Genomic DNA, 1,585 nt, shown 5'->3' on the forward strand with positions numbered 1-1,585 from the left:
TGTGGTCGGCGATCCACGGATGGGTCCGCAACGAGAACCGTCCGGTGAACAACCACTCGTCGCTACCGGCCAAACCCACCACACCGGTCAGGATCGGATGATCCGACATCGACACCGCCACGCCGCTATCGGACGGCAACCAGAACCGCCGCCGCTGGAACGCATACGTCGGCAACGGCACCCGCCGCACCGGGCGACCGGCGAACACCGGTGACCAATCCACCCGCACACCGGCGACATGAACCTGCGCCAACGCGGTGACGAACCACCCCACCTCGGCACCGCCACCCCCACCGCTGCCCGCGCCCGCAACACCCACATTGCCGGTGTCACCCACATTGCCGGTGTCACCCGCGTTGTCGGCGTCACCGATGTTGTCGGCGACACCGGTGTTGTGGGCGACATCGGTGTTGCCGCCGGTGGGCCGGCGGGACGTCGCGACCACCACCGTAGACGCCTCCACCTGCGGGTTCTCGGCCAAACAACGACGCGTGGCCGCCGCCAACACCGCATCCGGACCCACCTCCACAAACCGCCGCGCCCCCTCGGCCACGGCCACCGACACCCCCGGCGCGTACCGAACACAGTCTCGTACCTGCCGCACCCAATACTCCGGCTCACACACCGCGTCCCCGGCCAACCCCCCGGACACATTCGACACCACCGGCAACCGCGGCCGCGTATACCCCACCCGCTCGAGCACCGACCGGAACTTCACCAGCATCGGATCCATCCGCTGCGAATGAAACGCATGCGACACCCGCAACCGGGTCGTCTTCACCCCACGTTCGGCGAAGTGACGCTCGAGTTCGACAACGGCATCGACATCCCCGGACACCACCGTCGACGACGGATCGTTGACCGCCGCGACCGACACCCGCCCGGCGAACCGCGCCACCACCTCGACCACCTCGGCCTCGGCCACCGCGACCGCCACCATCGCCCCACCCTCCGGCAACGCCCCCATCAACCGACCCCGCGCCACCACCACCGCACACGCATCCCGAAGCGACCACACCCCCGCCACATGAGCCGCCGCCAACTCCCCGATCGAATGCCCCATCACCACATCCGGAGCGACACCGAACGACTCCAACAACCGGAACATCGCCACCTCGAACGCGAACAACGCCGGCTGCGTGAACTCGGTGCGATCCAACACCCCCTCGGGATCGGTGAACATCACCTCTTTCAACGACCGCCGCAGAAGCGGATCGATACAGGCGCAGATCTCGTCCAACGCCGCCGCGAACACCGGAAACACCGCATACAGATCGGCACCCATCCCCACCCGCTGCGCACCCTGACCGGTGAACACGAACACCGTCCGCCCCGACCCGGCACGTCCCTCGACCACCCCCGGGCCACCGGCGGCCAACCCCGCCAACCCCGCCAACCCGGCCAACAATTCCTGCCGGTCCCGACCGACCACCACCCCCCGCTGCTCCAACAACGCCCGCGAATCCACCAGCGAATACGCCACATCCCACACATCCACCCCGGCATCGGCGACCAACCGCTCCCACAACCGCTGCGCCTGCCCCCGCAACGCCTCCTCGGACCTGGCCGACAACACCAGGGGAAC

The 1,585-nt window shown here is 68.5% G+C and carries 1 protein-coding gene; it reads right to left on the minus strand.

Annotated features, from left to right (window positions below; translation table 11 throughout):
• Nucleotides 1-1,585 (minus strand): acyltransferase domain-containing protein (locus ON32_RS23505; RefSeq protein WP_040793200.1); only part of this gene is annotated, 1,585 nt, incomplete at both ends.

It is taken from the genome of Nocardia paucivorans NBRC 100373, assembly GCF_000308675.1.
Lineage (GTDB): Bacteria > Actinomycetota > Actinomycetes > Mycobacteriales > Mycobacteriaceae > Nocardia > Nocardia paucivorans.